This window comes from Streptomyces lasalocidi (genome assembly GCF_005280215.1).
In the GTDB taxonomy this organism is placed as follows: domain Bacteria; phylum Actinomycetota; class Actinomycetes; order Streptomycetales; family Streptomycetaceae; genus Streptomyces; species Streptomyces longwoodensis.
In genome coordinates this window covers 4,391,833-4,406,625 of sequence record NZ_SZNQ01000001.1, presented here as the reverse complement: position 1 = coordinate 4,406,625, position 14,793 = coordinate 4,391,833, and the positions used below count along the sequence as shown (strand labels likewise).

Here is a 14,793-nt window from a genome sequence, read left to right as displayed (position 1 = left end):
GTGGACCGGCACATACCCTTCGACGCCCTGCACAACGTCCGTGACCTGGGCGGCTACCGCACCGCGGACGGCCGCCACCGCGTCCGGCCCGGCCTGCTGTACCGCGCCGACTCCCTCGGCAAGCTGCGCCCCGGCACCGCGGATTGGGACCGCTTCCTCGCCCTGGGCGTGGGCACGGTGATCGACCTGCGCCACGGCTGGGAGATCGAGGCGCGGGGCCGGGTCCCCGAGGACGCCTCCTTCACGTACCGCCACCTGAGCATCGAGCACCGCCCCTACGACCAGGCGGCCCTGACGGCGGACGTCGACCCCGGCCCGTACCTCGCGGAGCGCTTCCTGGAGGTGGCCCACGACGGCCACGCGGAGATCCGCACCGCCCTGGAACTGATCGCGGACGCACGCGAGCCGGTGGTCTTCCACTGCGCGTCGGGCAAGGACCGCACCGGCGAGCTGGCCGCCCTGGTGCTGACCCTCCTGGATGTCCCCGAGACGACGGTCGTCGAGGACTTCACCCTCACCGCACTGGCCACCGGTGCCCTGCTGGCGGAGTGGAGCGCCCGCAACGGCGGCCGCACGCCCACCTGGCCGGCCTTCGGGACGACCCCCGCCTCGGTGATGCGCCTGTTCCTGGCGGCGCTGCGCGAGCGGCACGGCTCGGTCGACGCCTACGTCGCCACGGTCCTGGGGATGGACGTCGACGCCCTGAAGGCCGGCCTGCGCGCCCGCTACCTGGAGGAGCCGCCCGCCGGCGGGCCGGAGCCGGTGTACCGCCGGGCGACCCCGGCCGACGCGCCCGCGCTGGTGCGCCTGTACTCCACGGCGGCCCTGTGGCAGCAGGCCCGCGGCATCGACCAGTGGCAGCCCGGCGCGAAGGACGAGGAGCACTTCCTGCACCGCATGCGCGAGGGCGAGGTCTGGCTGGCCCACACCGGCCCCCACCTGACCGGCGCCTACGAGCTGTGGTGGACCGACCTCGCGGCCTGGGGCCCCCGCCCCGCCGACGCGGGCTATATCCACCGCCTCATGGTCACCCCGCACACGGCCCCACCGGGCACCGGCCGCCACCTCCTCGCCCACGCCGAGTCCCGCATCACGGCCACCGGCCGCACCCACGCCCGCCTGGACTGCCTCGCCACGAACCCCCGCCTGCGCGCGTACTACGAGAAGGCGGGCTACACCGTCGTAGGAGAACAACGCGCGAAGACGGACGGCACGGGCAGCCCGTACACGGTGACCCTGCTGGAGAAGCGGCTCGGGGACCGGCCCGGGCCGGACCGGTCCCTGCGCACGGTCGGGGTCAGCCCTTCACGCAGACGACCTGCTTGAGCTTCGCCACCACCTGGACGAGGTCCCGCTGCTGGTCGATGACCTGCTCGATCGGCTTGTAGGCGCCCGGGATCTCGTCCACCACACCGGAGTCCTTGCGGCACTCCACGCCCCGCGTCTGCTCCTCCAGGTCCTTCGTGGAGAAGCGGCGCTTGGCGGCGTTGCGGCTCATCCGCCGACCGGCGCCGTGGGACGCGGAGTTGAAGGACTTCTCGTTGCCGAGACCCTTCACGATGTACGAGCCGGTGCCCATCGAGCCCGGGATGATCCCGTAGTCGCCCGAGCCCGCCCGGATCGCGCCCTTGCGGGTCACCAGCAGGTCCATCCCCTCGTACCGCTCCTCCGCCACGTAGTTGTGGTGACAGGAGATCTCCTGCTCGAAGGTGGGCTTCGCCTTCTTGAACTCCTTACGCACGACGTCCTTGAGCAGCGCCATCATCAGGGTGCGGTTGTACTTGGCGTACTCCTGCGCCCAGAACAGGTCGTTGCGGTAGGCCGCCATCTGCGGGGTGTCCGCCACGAACACGGCGAGGTCGCGGTCGACGAGCCCCTGGTTGTGCGGCAGGCGCTGCGCGATGCCGATGTGGTGCTCGGCGAGTTCCTTGCCGATGTTGCGGGAGCCGGAGTGCAGCATCAGCCACACCGTGCCCTCCGAATCGAGGCACACCTCGACGAAGTGGTTTCCGGATCCGAGCGTTCCCATCTGCTTCTCGGCTCGTTCCTGACGGAATCTGACCGCTTCGGCGACGTCACCGAATCGCCCCCAGAAGTCATCCCACCCCGCCGTCGCCAGCCCGTGGAAGCCCCCCGGGTCCACCGGGTCCGCGTGCATCCCCCGGCCCACCGGGATCGCCTGCTCGATGCGCGAGCGCAGGCGGGAGAGGTCGCCCGGCAGGTCGTTCGCGGTCAGGGACGTCCTCACCGCCGACATGCCGCAGCCGATGTCCACCCCCACCGCCGCCGGGCACACCGCGCCCTGCATGGCGATGACCGAGCCGACCGTCGCGCCCTTGCCGTAGTGGACGTCCGGCATGACCGCCAGGCCCTTGATCCACGGCAGCGTCGCGACGTTGCGCAGCTGCTGGAGCGCGCCCTCCTCGACGGTCGCCGGGTCGGCCCACATGCGGATCGGCACCTTCGCGCCCGGCATCTCGACGTACGACATGACGTCCTCATTCCCCCGGAAAACAGATGAACGTAGTGAATCGCAAAACCGGCACCATAGGCCGCGAATGGGACGCCGGACCGGCGTGCGCGGTGGTGCGTGCGATACACATTGTCTCCAGGAGCCACCCCCGCCCGGCAACGCAATTACCAGCGGGGACACTGGACTCCGCGACCAGGCCGCCCACCCCGAGAGGAGCCGACCGTGCAGCGGAAGGCGTACGTAACCGGCGTCGCCGCCCTCCTCGCGGCGCTGCTGGCCGGCTGCACCGGCGGTTCGGACGACGGCGGTTCCGACGACAACTCCAAGTCGGGACAGGCCGGCACGGTCACCGCGCCCGCCCAGCCCGGCAAGTACGCCACGCTGCCCGAGCCGTGCGGCGCCGTCCCGCGGGGCACCCTCGACGCGCTCCTGCCGGGCGTCCGGCTGCTGCCGGACCAGCAGCAGCGCGAGGCGGCCTACGACGGCTCCCCCACCCTCACCTTCGACACGGACCGCAAGGTCGGCTGCCGCTGGAAGGTCGAGTCGAGCGACGCCACCGACCACCTCTCGGTGGACTTCGAGCGCGTCGTGTCCTACGCGAACGCGGTCAGCGACGACGCGCAGGCGGAGCAGCTGTTCGCGGAGGAGCGGGACGCGGCGGACCTGCCGGAGCCGGCGCCGAGCGGCACGGGCGGCGGCACCCCGTCGGCGAGCGTGAGCACCTCCCCCGCCGGTGCCGCCTCCGCCCCGGCGAGCGGCACACCGTCCCCCTCGGCCTCGGCCTCGGCCTCGTCTTCAGCTGCCTCCGCCGACCTCCAGCCCCGCACGCTGGACGACCTCGGTGACGAGGCGTTCCTCAACGACGTCCTCAGCAGCTCGGGTTCGACGGCGAAACAGCGCACGATCACTGTGGCGTTCCGCACGTCCAACGTCATCGTGACCCTCCAGTACGAGGAGCAGCCGGCCACCGTCGGTGCCGTCCCGGACAGCAAGGAAATGCAGGACAAGGCCCGGAAACTGGCCTCCCAGCTGGCCGACGCGCTCGCCGGTTAGGCGCGCGGCGGGCGGCGCCGCGGGGGCCGGGAAGCGGAACCGCGCCGCTTGTCCACCGCGTACCGTGGCCCCTCGGACCCGATCCGACCGGGCCGACCGGACCCGATCCGACCGCAGGAACCACGAGCGTCATGAGTGAAGGAACCATGCAGCGACGAGCCCAGCGAGACGACCAGAGCGACCGGACCGACCGCAGTGAGCCGGGCGTCCTGACCGACGGCGGTGGCCGGCGGGTACGGCGCGCGTCCCGGGCCGGCGGCGTGAACCGCGCCCTGGCCGCCGCGGCCGCCCTCCCCGTGCTGCTGTTCGCCGCGGCCTGCTCCTCGGACTCCGGCTCCGACGACTCCGCGGGCTCGGGCAGCACCGCCCGGGCGGACTCCGGCGGCTCCTCGGCGTCCGAGACGGCGAGCGCGGCGCCGACCGTGCAGGCGGCGGCGTTCAAGGCGTTGCCGAAGGCGTGCGCGACGCTGTCCGCGAAGACCCTGACCGAGCTGGTGCCGAAGGCGAAGGCCAAGCAGGGCACGTCCACCGACCCGGAGGACCGGGCGAGCTGCTCCTGGAGCAGCCTGGACAACAACGGCGTCAAGGGCTCGCAGTTCCGCTGGCTGAACGTGTCGCTGCTGCGCTTCGAGTCGGACGCGACGCGGGGCGCCGGTGACCGGCTGGCGCAGGAGTACTACGCGAAGCAGGTCAAGGACGCGCAGGCCGTGGCGGGTGCCAAGGGCACGACGTCGCAGGCGGTCGCCGGCACGGGCGACCAGGCGACGGTGGTGCGCTACGACCTGAAGAAGAAGGAAGGCGCCTTCAAGCAGCAGACGGTCGTCGCCCGCGTGGAGAACGTGGTCGTCACCGTCGACTACAACGGCGCGGGTCTGGCCGGGGACAAGACGCCCAGTGCCGACACCCTGGTGAAGGCGGCCGAGAAGGCGGCGAAGGAGGCCGTGGCGTCGGTCCGCGCGGCCAACGGCGAGGGCAACGGCGGTGCCGGGTCGGGTGGTTCGACCGGGAAGCCGTCGGCGTCGGCGTCGCCGTCGAAGTCCTCCACGGCGTCGTCGGCGCCCTCCGCGTCCCCGTCGGTATCCCCCTCGGCGTCCGCCGCGAAGGCGGCCGCGGCGGGAGCCTCTCCCTCCGCTTCGCACAACAGCTGACGGACCGGCACCACGTGCCCCGCACACATGTGCCACTCTGTTGCGCGCAACGACACGCAATGGGGAGGGAGTACGAGTGGCAGCGCCGATACAGCTGACTCGGATGCACCGCGTTCTCATCGGCGTGGTGGTGGCCGGCGCCGTGGTCATCGCCGGCATCGGTTTCGCCGGTTCGTACGCGGCCGTCCGGGAACTGGCCCTCAAGAAGGGCTTCGGGAACTTCTCGTACGTGTTCCCGGTCGGCATCGACGCCGGCATCTGCGTCCTGCTGGCCCTGGACCTGCTGCTGACGTGGATCCGCATCCCCTTCCCGCTGCTGCGGCAGACGGCGTGGCTGCTGACGGCGGCGACCATCGCGTTCAACGGCGCGGCGGCCTGGCCGGACCCGCTGGGCGTGGGCATGCACGCCGTCATCCCGGTGCTGTTCGTGGTGTCGGTGGAGGCGGCCCGCCACGCGATCGGCCGGATCGCGGACATCACGGCGGACAAGCACATGGAGGGCGTGCGGCTGACCCGCTGGCTGCTGTCCCCGGTGCCGACGTTCCTGCTGTGGCGGCGGATGAAGCTGTGGGAGCTGCGCTCGTACGAGCAGGTCATCAAGCTGGAGCAGGAACGTCTCGTCTACCAGGCGCGGCTGCGCTCGCGCTTCGGCCGGGCGTGGCGGCGCAAGGCCCCGGTGGAGTCGCTGATGCCGTTGCGGCTGGCGCGCTACGGGGTGCCGCTCGCAGAGACGGCCCCGGCGGGCCTGGCGGCGGCGGGCATCGAGCCGGTGCTGCTGCCGCCGGCCCCGCAGCAGCAGTCGCTCGCGGCGGTGCCGGAGTTCGCGGGAGTGGCGGCGGCCGGACCGGTGCCGGTGCCGGTGGGCCAGGCGGCGCCCGGTCCCGCGCGGCGCTTCGAGCCGGCGGCCGAGCCGGAGCCGGAGGTGAGCCCGTGGCTGCACGCCCGGGACCCGCGGCAGATCGAGTACCACGGGGGCTACGACCCCAACTACGACCCGGAAGCGCAGTACGCGGACTGGTACGAGGAGCAGCAGCAGGCCGAGCAGTACCAGGACCAGTACCTGCAGGAGCCCCCGCCGGAGGAGCCGGAACCCTCGCCGGAGGAGACGGGCAGCTTCCCGATCCCGGTGGCCCCGGGCCGCACCCGGGAGCTCGGCGAGGGCGGCGGCGCCCCGGAGCCGACCGAGGAGGACTACTACCAGGTCTTCAAGCAGTCGATCAGCAGTGGCAGCGGGTATCCGACGGCCCGTGAGCTGAGCGAGAACGTCGAGGCGGAGTTCGGCCTGGCGCTGCTGCCGGAGGACGCCAAGCGGATGGTCAACCGCTTCACGAACCGCTACAACGCGGAGCTGGAAGAGGACCACATCGCCTGAGCCACCACGTCGCCCGACCCTCAGCGGCGGCGGGCACGCAGGAAGGGGGCCCTCCCCGGGGAGGGCCCCCTTCTCATGCGTGCGTCACCGGGCTACTCGCCGAGCAGCCGCCGCACCCGCTCCTGGCCCACGGCCAGCAGGAGGGTCGGCAGGCGCGGGCCGGTGTCCCGGCCCACCAGCAGGTGGTAGAGCAGCGCGAAGAACGCCCGCTGGGCGGCCTTGATCTCGGCGGGCAGTTCCTTGGGCGTGGCGTCGGCGGAGAACCCGGCCTGCACCTTGGGCACGCCGTAGACGAGGTGCGTCAGCCCGTCCAGCGACCAGTGGTCGGCCAGCCCGTCGAGCAGCAGCCGTACGGACTCGCGGCCGCGGTCGTCGAGGGACTTCAGCAGCTCGGTGTCGGGCTCCTCGCGCACGATGGTGCGCTGGTCGGCGGGCACGTGGGTGTTGATCCACGCCTCGGCCTTGTCGTATCGGGGCCGTGCCTCGTCGAGCGATCCGAGCGGCTGGTCGGGGTCGAGTTCGCTGAGGATGCGCAGCGCCTGGTCCGCGTGGCCGGCGGTGATGTCGGCGACGGAGGCCAGCGTCCGGTACGGCAGCGGCCGCGGGGTGCGCGGCAGCTCACCGGCGGCGGTGCGCACGGCGCGGGAGTGGGCGGCGGCGTCGGCGGGCAGGGCGGTGCCGTCGGCGACCTTGGCGTCGAGCTTGTCCCACTCGTCGTAGAGCCGCTGGATCTCCTGGTCGAAGGCGATCTTGAACGACTGGTTCGGCCGGCGGCGGGCGTAGAGCCAGCGCAGCAGCTGGGGCTCCATGATCTGCAGCGCGTCGGCCGGGGTGGGCACGCCGCCGCGGGAGGAGGACATCTTGGCCATGCCGGAGATGCCGACGAAGGCGTACATCGGCCCGATGGGCTGCTCGCCGCCGAAGATGCCGACGATCTGCCCGCCGACCTGGAAGCTGGAGCCGGGCGAGGAGTGGTCGACGCCGCTGGGCTCGAAGACGACGCCCTCGTAGGCCCAGCGCATGGGCCAGTCGACCTTCCAGACCAGCTTGCCGCGGTTGAACTCCGTCAGTCGCACGGTCTCGGAGAAGCCGCACGCCGAGCAGGTGTAGGTGAGCTCGGTGGTGTCGTCGTCGTAGGAGGTGACGGTGGTGAGGTCCTTCTCGCAGTTGCCGCAGTACGGCTTGTACGGGAAGTACCCGGCGGAGCCGGAGGAGCCGTCGTCCTCGGCGGCGGCGCCGGAGCCCTCGGCGGCCTCCAGCTCGGCCTCGTCGAGGGGCTTCTGGGACTGCTTGGGGCCGGTCTTGGGCTTGGTGCGGTACTGGGCGAGCACGGCGTCGATGTCGGCGCGGTGCTTCATGGCGTGCAGGATCTGCTCGCGGTAGACGCCGGAGGTGTACTGCGCGGTCTGGCTGATCCCGTCGTACTCGACGCCCAGCTCGGTGAGCGAGGCGGCCATCGCCGCCTTGAAGTGCTCGGCCCAGTTGGGGTGCGCGGAGCCCTTGGGGGCGGGCACCGAGGTGAGGGGCTTGCCGATGTGCTCGGACCAGGTCTCGTCGACGCCGGGGACGCCGGCCGGGACCTTGCGGTAGCGGTCGTAGTCGTCCCAGGAGATCAGGTGGCGCACCTGGTACCCGCGGCGGCGGATCTCGTCGGCGACCAGGTGCGGGGTCATGACCTCGCGGAGGTTGCCGAGGTGGATCGGGCCGGACGGGGAGAGCCCGGACGCGACGACGACCGGTTTGCCCGGGGCCCGGCGCTCCGACGCCTCGATGACCTCGTCCGCGAAACGGGAGACCCAGTCGGTGGTCTCGGTGCTCTGAGCCACGATCGGCACGTCCTCTGATCTGGAGCTGGAAGGGGATTGGACCTTCCCATACTCCCAGACCGCGCCCTGACCGGGAAAACGGCTTTACCCCCCGTGGGATACTGAGTGGGTCTATCCATTCCACGAGGAGAACGGCACCCCTTCCTATGGCCTCGGTCACGTCCCTCAGCGACTCCGTCCAGCAGCACCTGTCGTCCGCGATCTCGGCCGCCCTGCCCGAGGCCGGTTCCGCGGACCCGCTGCTGCGACGAAGCGACCGGGCGGACTACCAGGCCAACGGCATGCTGGCGCTGGCCAAGAAGGCCGGCGCGAACCCGCGGGAGCTGGCGGCGCAGGTCGTCTCCCGGGTGGTCACCGGTGACGTGATCGCGGACGTCGAGGTGTCGGGCCCCGGCTTCCTGAACGTCACCGTCGCGGACGGGGCGATCGTGCGGAACCTCGCCGCGCGGTACGCGGACGACACCGGCCGCCTCGGTGTGCCGTTCGCGGCGCAGCCGGGCACCACGGTGATCGACTACGCCCAGCCGAACGTGGCGAAGGAGATGCACGTCGGCCACCTGCGGTCCGCCGTCATCGGCGACGCGGTGGTCCAACTGCTGGAGTTCACCGGGGAGACGGTGGTGCGCCGGCACCACATCGGCGACTGGGGCACCCAGTTCGGCATGCTCATCCAGTACCTGGACGAGCACCCGCACGAGCTGGACCACGGCGGCGCCCGGGTGAGCGGCGAGGAGGCGATGTCCGGCCTGGACCGCCTCTACAAGGCCGCGCGCAGGAAGTTCGACTCCGACGAGGAGTTCAAGACGCGCGCCCGGCGCCGGGTGGTGGACCTCCAGGCGGGCGACGAGCACACGCTGGCGATCTGGCAGAAGTTCGTCGACGAGTCGAAGATCTACTTCTTCTCCGTCTTCGAGAAGCTGGACATGGAGATCCGGGACGCCGACATCGTCGGCGAGTCCGGGTACAACGACATGCTCGCCGAGACGTGCCGCCTGCTGGAGGAGTCCGGCGTGGCGGTCCGCTCGGAGGGCGCGCTGTGCGTGTTCTTCGACGACATCAAGGGCCCCGACGGCAAGCCGGTCCCGCTGATCGTCCAGAAGTCCGACGGCGGCTACGGCTACGCGGCGACCGACCTGTCCGCGATCCGCGACCGCGTCTTCCACCTCAAGGCGAACACGCTGCTGTACGTCGTGGACGCCCGGCAGTCCCTGCACTTCCGGATGGTCTTCGAGACGGCCCGCCGGGCCGGCTGGCTGAACGACGACGTCAAGGCGGTGCAGCTCGCCTTCGGCACGGTCCTCGGCAAGGACGGCAAGCCGTTCAAGACGCGTGAGGGCGAGACGGTCAAGCTCGTCGACCTCCTCGACGAGGCGATCGACCGGGCGACGGCCGTGGTGCGCGAGAAGGACACCCAGGGCCTGCTGGGCGAGGAGGAGATCACCGAGCGGGGCACCCAGGTGGGCATCGGCGCGGTGAAGTACGCGGACCTGTCGACGTCGGCGGCCCGCGACTACAAGTTCGACCTGGACCAGATGGTCTCCCTCAACGGCGACACGTCGGTCTACCTCCAGTACGCCTACGCCCGCATCCACTCCATCCTCCGCAAGGCCGGCGAGGTCCGCCCCGCGGCCCACCCGGAACTGGAACTCCACCCGGCGGAGCGGGCGCTGGGCCTGCACGTGGACGCGTTCGCGGAGACGGTGGGGGAGGCGGCGGCGGAGTACGCCCCGCACAAGCTGGCCGCATACCTGTACCAACTGGCCTCCCTCTTCACGACGTTCTACGACAAGTGCCCGGTCATCAAGCCGGAGCCGCCGCGGGACGTCGCGGAGAACCGCCTGTTCCTGTCGGACGTGACGGCGAAGACGCTGCACCGGGGCATGGCCCTGCTGGGCATCAGGACGCCTGAGCGCCTCTGACGCCGCGTCAACCGCACGCGTGCACGGCCCCGTCGGGATCCTTCCGGCGGGGCCGTTGCGTTGGCGTCCTCCGACATCACGTGCCGAACGGATCCGGCCATCCGCCATGGATCTGCGTTGCGAATGCAACATCGCGTGCGACAACATGTTCGACGATCGACGGCACGCGCGGGAGTACGGGGGGCGATGTGACGGGCTGGGACATCGATGTCGCGGGGGTGCGGGGGGTTCTGCGGAACACCGGCACGGTGGCGAAGGACCTGTCGGACACGGGTATGGCGATGCAAGACAACCTGGAGGACGCGGCGTCGGCCGCGGGGACGCTGACCGATCAGTTCGGTCCGTACGCGAGCACGGCGGGTCTGGTCGGCGCCGCGCTGAGTGCGTTCCTGGAGCACTGGACGCGGGACCTGGTCTACCTGTCGGACCGGACGTCCCGTTCGGTGAACGGAGCCGCGGAGGCCACCGGCCACTACATCCAGGGTGACCTCACGATGGCCGCGACGGCGCAGCGTGAGGCGGCCAAGGAGCCGAAGGTGGACCTGCCGAGGGTGGACAGGTGAGCGACGGGGCGACGCTGATCGACCCGTCGGGCATTCCGCACTTCATCGGGGACCTGTCCACGCTGGACGTGGACGTGATGTTGCTGACCGCGAACGCGGCGCAGTTCCGGGCGTCGGGTGCGGACATCCACACCACGTTCCAGGGGCTGTCGGCGGTCTACCACGCTCCCGAGGCGGGAGCGCTGCTGTCCTCCACGGAGCCGGTGAGGACGAAGTCGGACGCGTTCGCCGATGACCTGGAGAAGGTCGTGTCGGCCCTGTCCGAGTACAGCGCCGAGGTGCAGCCGCTGGTCGACAGGCTGGAGACGCTGAAGGTGGACGCGACGGCGTTCGTCGCCTCGGTGAGCGGGGACGAGGACTGGCGCAAGGATCAGGACAAGGTCGACCGCAACAACTCGCTGTGGCGGGAGGTCAACCATGCGGTCGCCGCGTTCCAGGCCGCCGAGCGGCGGGCGTACAACAAGATCATGGGGCTGATCGGCGGGCAGAAGCTCACCGTCGACGACGGCTCGCACGGCGACACCATGTACGGCTACCGCGCCGACGACCTCGACCACGCCCGGCAGACCCCCTGGGGTGCGCCGGCCGAGCGGGAGTACGAGGGCTGGGACTGGCTCCGCCACGAGGCCGGGCAGGTGTGGGAGGGCATCTGGACCGACGGCGTGATCGGCACGATCCACGGGGTGGGCACGCTGTTCGGCTCGGACGGCTCGCACGCGGCGGGCGAGGCGTGGAAGAACCTGGCCAAGCTCGGTACGGCGTCCGCGCTCACGTCGGCGACGTTCGGCACGTGGTGGCTGGTGCCCGAGGACCAGCAGCCCACGTGGCTGCGTGAGTCGCGCGAGGCGCACAAGGGGATGGTCAAGGGCCTGGTCGCGTGGGACACCTGGCAGACCAACCCCGCCCGCGCGGCCGGCGCCGTCACGTTTAACGTGCTCACCATCCTCGGCACGGAAGGCGCGGGCACGGCTGCCAGGACGGGCGCCGCCGCCCGCACCCTGTCGGTCGTGGGCAAGGTCGGCCGGGCCATCGACCCCATGACGTACGCCGGCAAGGCGGGCAAGTTCGCCTTCGTCAAGGTCGGCGACGCGTTCAGCAAGCTCAAGGACCTCCGCACGGGCGCCACGTACGCCCTGCCCGAGGCACCCCTGGCGGAACGCCCGCCCGCGATCCCGGAGCACGCCGCGGAACTGGTCGACGACGCGGGCCACCGCGTCTACCTCGACACGAGGACGGGCGACGTCCTGAACGCGGACGGAACGGTCCGCCAGCACGCGGGGGAGGCGGCCCACGAGCCCTCGGCCCATGACCGGTCCACGCTGCAGACAGGCACTCAGCGAGCCCACGCGCAGGACCTGGTCGGTTCGAGTGCCAGACATGACGCACCAGGCACGTCCCCCACAGCCCATCATGAGCCGCCAGGGAGCGGGACAGGTGGTATCCGGGACCACGGCAACGGACCCGGGACACCGCACGACCCCGCCTCGTCACACCACGAAACACACACGGGCACCCATGAAACAGATCACGGCGCGCACCAAGGCGACAACGAATCCGGCACCTCGACGAGCCATTCCGAGGGCGGCCATGACGCGCACGGCATCGACGGTGCGTCCACCCTGGACGACCTGCTCGTGGACGAGAATCCGCTGCCTCCGCCCGGACCTGGCGAGAAGATTCTGGGCGACCTGCCGGAAAGCCGGGTGCAGCGAACTTCCGACGGTTTGATTTCCCACGTGGACGGACGACCGGTGACTGAGTTCCTGGATCAGCTGTCTCACGAGCGGGCGCTGAGCTACCTGGACGCGAAGGAGACCGGCGCCTTCCCGCGCGCCCAGACCGGTGCCTGCGTGGGATCAGTGGTCGACCTGCGTACAGGGCGCGTGGTTGAGGGAATCAATGGGCCCAAGGGGCCGGATGGAGAGCTTTCTCCGGACGATCTGCATCCGACCTTACTGGAGCGCTACAAACAAATCGTTCACGCACCGCCCCACCGCGCACCCATCTTGGCGCACGCCGAAGTGAAGGCGGCCAACGAGTTGCTGTGGGCCCGTACCAGGTTGGGACTACCTGATGACGCCAGCGCATTGCGAGAGATGCGCGCATCGGTCCAGTTCCCCTTCATGAGCAACTTGGAGACGGGCGTCCGTCCTCGCCCCGCCCCCTTTTGCGGCAACTGCAACCATATGCTGGACGGTGTGCCCAGCAGTCATGGGCGATACCTGAAAGACCCGCCGAGCGCCGAGAACTGGATCCCCTGATGGCCTTGCAAAGAATTGACATCGACAGTCCTGACGTCTTCATTGACGAGGCAGAGGTTTGCTACTACCAAGGAAGTGCCTTCACGGGAGAGGTCGTCGAGTACCAGCGAGGTTCACTGGTCAACCTGATCACCTACGAGGAAGGGGTCGAGAACGGCCCCCTCCGCGAGTGGTACACCGACGGCACTCTGAGGTCAGAGTGCGTGATGCGTGACGGTTATGCCGTAGGTGAGTCCCGGCGATGGCACCCCAACGGCAGGCTCGCGTCGCGCATCCTCATGAGCGAAAACGGATTGCAACAGATCACTCGGTTCGAGTGGGACGAAGACGGAAACCTCACCAAAGAATGGCATGCAGAAGGGACCTGAGAAGCCGAGATGGCCCAAGACGTCATCGTGCTCACTCCGAAAATTCCGGACGCGCGCTCGCTGTTGGTCGGGCTGTTCGCCGGTGGCCCTGAGTTGCGCCTGACCGAGGACCATGGCGGGGGAGTCGTTCAGCTGTGCAGCCCGGACGGCGTGCCTCTCGTTACCGTCGAGGCTCCTCTGCTCGTCCACACCCCTGGGGAAGCTGAACGCCTGCTCGGCCCGGAAGTCTCTGCTCCCCCGCTCCCCTACTGGTGGACAGAGACCCGCGCCTCCTCCGCCGTACCGGAGGCGACGCCGCTCGCGGGCTCAGTCGGCGGACGCCTGACGACCCTGCTCGGCGGCACGGTGTGGCCCCCGCAGACGGCAACGACCCGCACCGTCGAGATACCGGGAGACCGGGACCGTACTGACACAGCCCGCCACGACGGTTTCGCGGCCACCGTCGACGTCCTGACGGAGTCGACGGCCGTCGTCCTCTCCGACCGTCCCGTCCTGCCCCTCACCACCCGGCTCGCCGACACGCTCCGGACCGCCACCGCGGCGAACCGCGCCCTGCACCTGGTCACCCCGCCGCACACCCGACTGACACTCCCGTTGCGCCGCGCCCTCGGCGGCTCCCCCAACCGGTGGGTCGTGCAGGACCCGCAAGGCGGCTATTACGACGGCTCATCCGGCATTCGACTCGCCTGGCGGGACGGCACATTCACAGCGGCGACCGACACCGAGCCGCCCGTTCCCGCGGTCGCTCCCGAACGTCGGCTGACCCTCACCTTCCGCACGGTTCAGGTCCCCGACGCCGACCTCACGCTCGGCTTGGGCCTAGAAGCAGCCTGGCGCCGCCTGACCGGCGCGCCACCCGTCGGCTGGAGCACCGCGGAACCCGTCAACCTCCCCTGGTCACCGGCACAGCTCACGGACCTCGCCCGCACCCGCGCACCCGCCCCGACGCATGTCGTGGCGATCGGCCGACCGGACCGCCCGGGCATCGCCACCCTGCGCGTCTCGCGCACGACGGCCGGTGTAGCTCAGGACGTCACCCTCAGCCTGGGGTACGCCTCCCCCACGGACGTGCCGATCGACGTCATCGAATCCCTCGCGGAACTCCTGGTGACCGAGCACCGCCTCACGACGATGCTCACCACCCTCCAGGCGGGACGCTCGGACCTGACGTTCGCGCCGGGGCCTGAAGTCCCGCCCGTGCCCTTGTCGTTCACTCTCGGAGCTCGGGACGTGCACTGCGTAGGCCTCGCCCACGCCGGCCACCCGCCCCTCCCCACGCCCCCTCGCCGACTCGGCCGCCCCAGCGCCCCGGCCCTGCACTACCTCTTCGCCGACAGCCCCGACACCGACCCCTGGGCACAACTTCGCAGGCTGACAGCCCACCTCAAGTCACCCTGAGTCGGACCCGAACTCGCACCACACCGCCTTACCGAGCTCCCGCTGCCGCACGCCCCACTTGTCACTGAGTAACGTCACCAGCAGCAGACCCCGGCCGCCCTCGGCGCAGGTCTCCCCGGCCGTCGCGCGCGGCTCGCCGCCGCCGCTGTCGTGGACCTCGACGCGCAGCACCCGGCCGTCCCACCTGAGGAACACCAGCAACTGCCGTCCCGGCGGCACCCCGTGCAGCACCGCGTTCGTCACCAGCTCGCTCACGCACAGCAACACGTCCTCGGTTCGCTCCCACCCGGCCAGGCCCCAGCCCGTCAGCGTCTCGTCCGCGAACCCCCGCGCCCGCGGCACGGACCTGCGCTCCCGTCGGAAGAACCTCTGCCTCAGCGGCGGGAGTTGGATCGTCTCGTTCACGGGACGA

Annotated in this window: 12 protein-coding genes; 9 read left to right on the top strand and 3 right to left on the bottom strand. The window is 70.8% G+C overall.

The window, feature by feature from the left end; translation table 11 throughout:
• Complete coding sequence (locus E4U91_RS19850; RefSeq protein WP_137308103.1) at positions 1-1,326, top strand: GNAT family N-acetyltransferase; 1,326 nt, start codon at positions 1-3, stop codon at positions 1,324-1,326.
• Here the strand turns inward: E4U91_RS19850 and E4U91_RS19845 are convergent.
• On the bottom strand, positions 1,298-2,491 hold the full coding sequence (locus tag E4U91_RS19845; RefSeq protein ID WP_137308102.1) for an RtcB family protein: 1,194 nt from the start codon (positions 2,489-2,491) through the stop codon (positions 1,298-1,300). The two genes, E4U91_RS19850 and E4U91_RS19845, sit on opposite strands and share 29 nt — an antisense overlap.
• A 204-nt stretch (positions 2,492-2,695) precedes the next feature.
• On the opposite strand from E4U91_RS19845, the gene E4U91_RS19840 reads away from it, so the two are divergent.
• From E4U91_RS19840 to E4U91_RS19830, 3 genes are all read left to right on the top strand, one after another.
• Positions 2,696-3,526 (top strand): DUF3558 domain-containing protein, encoded by an 831-nt coding sequence (locus tag E4U91_RS19840; protein ID WP_137308101.1) that lies wholly within the window; start codon positions 2,696-2,698, stop codon positions 3,524-3,526.
• A gap of 131 nt (positions 3,527-3,657) precedes the next feature.
• Positions 3,658-4,674, top strand: a complete 1,017-nt coding sequence (locus E4U91_RS19835) for a DUF3558 domain-containing protein (protein WP_137308100.1) — start codon at positions 3,658-3,660, stop codon at positions 4,672-4,674.
• Positions 4,675-4,777: 103 nt separating this feature from the next.
• Positions 4,778-6,046 (top strand): DUF2637 domain-containing protein, encoded by a 1,269-nt coding sequence (locus tag E4U91_RS19830; RefSeq protein ID WP_241678638.1) that lies wholly within the window; start codon positions 4,778-4,780, stop codon positions 6,044-6,046.
• 92 nt (positions 6,047-6,138) lie between these two features.
• Here E4U91_RS19830 and lysS read toward each other — a convergent pair whose 3' ends face one another.
• Positions 6,139-7,881 (bottom strand): lysine--tRNA ligase, encoded by a 1,743-nt coding sequence (lysS, locus tag E4U91_RS19825; protein WP_137308098.1) that lies wholly within the window; start codon positions 7,879-7,881, stop codon positions 6,139-6,141.
• A 137-nt stretch (positions 7,882-8,018) separates the two neighbouring features.
• Here lysS and argS point away from each other — a divergent pair, with 137 nt between their 5' ends.
• The 5 genes from argS (at position 8,019) to E4U91_RS19800 (ending at position 14,381) form a co-directional block, all read left to right on the top strand.
• Positions 8,019-9,791, top strand: a complete 1,773-nt coding sequence (gene argS, locus E4U91_RS19820; protein WP_137308097.1) for an arginine--tRNA ligase — start codon at positions 8,019-8,021, stop codon at positions 9,789-9,791.
• Positions 9,792-9,871: 80 nt separating this feature from the next.
• Positions 9,872-10,354 carry a DUF6507 family protein gene (locus E4U91_RS19815; RefSeq protein WP_338326674.1) on the top strand — a complete coding sequence of 161 codons (483 nt, stop codon included), beginning with the start codon at positions 9,872-9,874 and terminating at the stop codon, positions 10,352-10,354.
• Positions 10,351-12,615 carry a YwqJ-related putative deaminase gene (locus tag E4U91_RS19810; protein ID WP_137308095.1) on the top strand — a complete coding sequence of 755 codons (2,265 nt, stop codon included), beginning with the start codon at positions 10,351-10,353 and terminating at the stop codon, positions 12,613-12,615. Before E4U91_RS19815 ends, E4U91_RS19810 begins: the two co-directional genes overlap by 4 nt.
• Positions 12,615-12,983, top strand: coding sequence for a toxin-antitoxin system YwqK family antitoxin (locus E4U91_RS19805; RefSeq protein WP_241678636.1), 369 nt, complete (start codon positions 12,615-12,617; stop codon positions 12,981-12,983). Before E4U91_RS19810 ends, E4U91_RS19805 begins: the two co-directional genes overlap by 1 nt.
• A 150-nt stretch (positions 12,984-13,133) precedes the next feature.
• Positions 13,134-14,381, top strand: a complete 1,248-nt coding sequence (locus E4U91_RS19800; protein WP_338326673.1) for a DUF6177 family protein — start codon at positions 13,134-13,136, stop codon at positions 14,379-14,381.
• On the opposite strand, the gene E4U91_RS19795 is transcribed toward E4U91_RS19800, so the two are convergent.
• Positions 14,373-14,786 carry an ATP-binding protein gene (locus E4U91_RS19795; protein WP_137308093.1) on the bottom strand — a complete coding sequence of 138 codons (414 nt, stop codon included), beginning with the start codon at positions 14,784-14,786 and terminating at the stop codon, positions 14,373-14,375. The genes E4U91_RS19800 and E4U91_RS19795 overlap by 9 nt on opposite strands.
• Positions 14,787-14,793: the final 7 nt, after the last annotated feature.

Excerpts from the sequence above, each read along its gene's own strand:
- E4U91_RS19830 (WP_241678638.1), top strand. The coding sequence starts at position 4,778 with ATGCACCGCGTTCTCATCGGCGTGGTGGTGGCCGGCGCCGTGGTCATC.
- argS (WP_137308097.1), top strand. The coding sequence starts at position 8,019 with ATGGCCTCGGTCACGTCCCTCAGCGACTCCGTCCAGCAGCACCTGTCG.
- E4U91_RS19805 (WP_241678636.1), top strand. The coding sequence starts at position 12,615 with ATGGCCTTGCAAAGAATTGACATCGACAGTCCTGACGTCTTCATTGAC.
- E4U91_RS19845 (WP_137308102.1), bottom strand. The coding sequence starts at position 2,491 with ATGTCGTACGTCGAGATGCCGGGCGCGAAGGTGCCGATCCGCATGTGG.
- E4U91_RS19835 (WP_137308100.1), top strand. The coding sequence starts at position 3,658 with ATGAGTGAAGGAACCATGCAGCGACGAGCCCAGCGAGACGACCAGAGC.